3 protein-coding genes are annotated in these 3,891 nt (G+C 41.4%); 2 read left to right on the top strand and 1 reads right to left on the bottom strand.

Features of this window, described 5'->3' with window-relative positions:
* Positions 1-319 precede the first annotated feature (319 nt).
* Both CAG57_RS13375 and murI read left to right on the top strand, forming a co-directional pair.
* Positions 320-2,173 carry a TonB-dependent receptor domain-containing protein gene (locus CAG57_RS13375; protein WP_161428547.1) on the top strand — a complete coding sequence of 618 codons (1,854 nt, stop codon included), beginning with the start codon at positions 320-322 and terminating at the stop codon, positions 2,171-2,173.
* A 154-nt stretch (positions 2,174-2,327) separates the two neighbouring features.
* Positions 2,328-3,128, top strand: a complete 801-nt coding sequence (murI, locus tag CAG57_RS13370) for a glutamate racemase (protein ID WP_161428546.1) — start codon at positions 2,328-2,330, stop codon at positions 3,126-3,128.
* Here murI and CAG57_RS13365 read toward each other — a convergent pair.
* On the bottom strand, positions 3,097-3,564 hold the full coding sequence (locus CAG57_RS13365; RefSeq protein WP_099610052.1) for an RNA recognition motif domain-containing protein: 468 nt from the start codon (positions 3,562-3,564) through the stop codon (positions 3,097-3,099). The two genes, murI and CAG57_RS13365, sit on opposite strands and share 32 nt — an antisense overlap.
* Positions 3,565-3,891 lie beyond the last annotated feature (327 nt).

Here is a 3,891-nt window from a genome sequence, read left to right as displayed (position 1 = left end):
TAAAAAGTTAGACAGACCATAAGAGAATGTGAAAAATTTAGACAGTGATACGGATTGGGTAGATATTTTCAGTTTTAGACGCACTAGCTCCCATTATTAAAGGCTTTATCCTTATCTAATCTATTTTTTAAACGTATTCTTTCCCAACTGTAAGTCTGTGACGCGCAGCGGTAAGAGAGAACGAACGCTCAATCAAGACACTGCTTTTGGCGGGAAGTCGAGTTAGTAGGTTTTGCCCTTAAGTCCGAAGACCTGCCAGCAGCTGAGTTTAGCAGTGGTATCTCTGCTCAGTAGAATTTACGCGACTTAGGATAATAGAATGAGAAAAACGTTTCTTGCGATCACCTGTGCATCGCTGCTTTCACCTATTTTTTATTTACAAGCCCAAGAAGTTTCCGCAGATGAAACGGTTTTGGTGACCGCAAACCGCTTCAAGCAAATTGATGGTGCCGTTCTTGCACAAACCGTCACGATAACAAAAGAGGACATTAAACGTCTTCAAGTCAATAGCCTGTTTGATGTATTTCGTACACTACCGAGTGTTGAAGTTGCCCAGTACGGTGGACGTGGTCAATCCGCGTCTATCTACGTTCGAGGAGGTAGTTCATCCCAAGTTCTGGTTTTAGTCGATGGTATTCGTATGCCACGTGCAATGATGGGGGGTATCGATTTTAACCAATTTCCAATGAATTCTATTGAACGCATTGACTACATTCGTGGCGCGCGTGCCTCTATCTACGGTTCAGAGGCCATCTCTGGCGTAATTAACATTATTACTCGTGCGACTATTGATGACGATTCAAGCCGAGTGTCTATAGGTTATGGCTCAAATAATCATAAAAAGGGCACGTTTTTGGTCTCTAAGACTGTGGGTGAAGGTAAGCACTTTAAGGGTGTTGTGGGGTTCGAAAAAACCGATGGTTTTAACGTTAAGCCTCAAGCGGAATTGAATGACGGCGATGAACATGGTTTCAAAACGTTAAATTTTAAGTTGGGCTATCAACAAAACTTCTCTGATTATTTATCGGGTTATGTAGGTCTTAGCGCTTATAACAATGAGTATGATTACGACAATAGCAGTATTTGGAGTGGCCATGAGAAAAAAACTGGCGAAGTTGAGTATGTAGGGACGGACTTATCGCTAGAATACAACAAAGACGTTTACTCATCTGAATTAAAATTGGCTTATGGTCAACAAGACAACTATGACCATAAGTCAGGTCAAAGCAAATCTACCGGCGATCATGTTGCTATTGAACAGTTCAATGCAATTTGGTTGAACTCGTACAGCGTTAACGAGCAATTGAGTATTGGCGGTGGTTTGGACTACCGTACCGAGAAGTTAGCAAAAGGCTATATTGCGGCAAATAGTTGGGGACCGGCTCAAGACTATCATCCCAAAAAAAATCCAAGAACGAACTTTGGTGTGAGTGCAATTACCCAATACGTTTACGATGCATGGACGTTAGAACTCAGCGTACGTAATGACGAAAACAATCAGTTTGGTAACAACACCACATGGCAAACTGCTGCTGGTTGGAAGGTTTACGAAGGCTACGAATTAACCTTAAGCCATGGTACGGCTTTTCGTGCTCCGAGCTTTGTTGACTTATACTATCCAGGTTACGAAATGCCAAATCTAAAACCGGAAGAATCAGAAAACACGGAATTATCGTTATCTGGCCTAGTCTCGATTGTTGATTGGACAGTAACGGGTTACTACAACCAAATCGAGAATATGCTGATTTGGAAAGGCGCTGGCATGCAAAACGTCGGTAAAGCACAGATCAAAGGTATAGAGCTAGAGGTGAAATTCGACACGGATATCGTCTCTCATGAGTTCTACTTAGATTATAAAGATCCTGTCGATAAGTCTGGTACAGAGAAGACCCAATTAGCATACCGATCTAAGCGTGGTGCTAAGTGGAATGCTTACGCAACATTTAACCAATGGACTTTGGGTTCGCAGTATCTTTACCAAGGTGAGCGCTTTAATGGCAGTACAAGATTATCGAGCTATAGTCTATGGAACTTTACCGCTTCTTACGCTGTGAATCCAAATTGGGATATTAATGCGAAGCTCAGTAACGCATTCGATAAAGATTACGAGATGTACTCAGATTATGCCACGCCAGGGCGTCAGTACTTTATCTCGACAGACTACCGCTTCTAATTGAGCCAAACAAGACCGCCACATCGGCGGTTTTTCTTTTTAAACTTGAAGTGAAGAGAGGAGCGATTGAGACATTAAAGATACCAAGCGAAAACATTGCCAAAACAAATCTAACCAGTATGATCGCCAAGTCCTTAATTTGCAGGTAAGACTTGTGCGAGCATTAAGTAATAAAAAAGTCCTAGTGTTTGATTCTGGTGTGGGAGGGCTATCGGTTTTCCAAGAAATCCACCGGCTTTTGCCATGCGTGCATTACTTGTATCTGTTAGACAACGAAGCTTATCCATATGGTGAGCTTGACCAAGCTGTACTGATCACTCGTGTTAATAAGCTGGTGGCAGCACTAGTAGAAGAGTATCAAGTCGACCTCGTGGTCATCGCCTGCAATACGGCGAGCACTATAGTACTTCCTTCCTTACGTGAGAAATTATCTATTCCCGTTGTTGGTGTTGTTCCTGCGATTAAACCTGCATCGCTTTTGGCATCAAAAGGGGTGGGCTTGATCGCCACGCCGGCGACAGTAACACGCCAATATACTCACGAGTTAATACGAGATTTTGCGCAAGGCAAACCAGTTGAGCTATTAGGCTCCACTCGCTTAGTGGATATGGCAGAAGAAAAATTACGAGGAAAGGCGCTTAATTTAAACGAATTAGCTACCATTTTAAGTCCATTAAAAGACAAAATAGATGTGGCTGTACTCGGATGCACACATTTTCCACTAATGAAAAATGAAATTCAAAGTGTACTCGGAGAGGATGTTATGCTGATTGATTCTGGATCGGCTATTGCGCGTCGAGTTCAAAGTTTACTGGGTCTAGGAGTAGGAGAAAAAAGTGGGCAGTCTTACACTATCTTTTCAAGTGCGCCTCCTTGGCAAGAAGGCGCGTTGAATGAAAGGTTGAGAGAACTAGGGTTTTCTCCTATTCGTCCATTTCCTCTTCAGGGTGTTTAGGGTCATTTGCAATTCGAACCTTGAGTGTTCGTTGCATATAGTCTGTCTCGTTAAGCGCATCTATAGTCGCTTGAGCTTGAGGGGCAGAAATAACAACAAATCCGAACCCTCTGCGTTTTCCTGTACGTTTATCTTTCATTAGGCGAACCGCAAAAACTTCACCGTATTTCGCAAAAAGCTCACGAACATGAGATTCATTCGCTTTATATGGCAGATTTCCTACGTACAAGGTTTTTGTTGCCTGTGATGAATCTTCTACAGAAGAAGGGCTGGGTACTCTTTGCTCTGTATTATTTAGGCGTAATAAAATAATAGCCGAAAACATGACACCTAGAACAAAACTCACAGATGAGTGAATTGTAAATAGAGAAAAAATGAATGCACCAATCGCAGCCAGTGCAGTGAGAGTTAATAATAATGATTTCTTTGAATTCATATCAAAATACTACTTATCAGAATAAAAGTAAGAGGCGTATCTAACATTAACAAAATAGACACATGAATATTACGTATATGTGTGGTCTTTTTCCAATCTATTGCTGTGACTCTCCTCAAATGTTCGAATTTTATTCAAAAATTAATGGGTTGATTTATTTTTAGGCAAACAAAAAAAATGTTTGAAAAAAAGCTTGTCATAACTAAATCAGTCCCTATAATGCCGCCTCACTGACACGGCAGACGCCGCAAGGCTTCAGGCAGTGTTAGTCGAGGGAAAACTTCTAAAAAAGAAAATTTGAAAAAGTGTTTGACTCTTCAAATTAAA

Origin of the sequence: Vibrio sp. V30_P3S12P165, assembly GCF_009904905.1 — a bacterium.
GTDB classification, from domain to species: Bacteria; Pseudomonadota; Gammaproteobacteria; order Enterobacterales; family Vibrionaceae; genus Vibrio; species Vibrio fujianensis.
The sequence above is the reverse complement of the archived record's forward strand: the minus strand, read 5'-3'. Positions and strand labels throughout refer to the sequence as shown.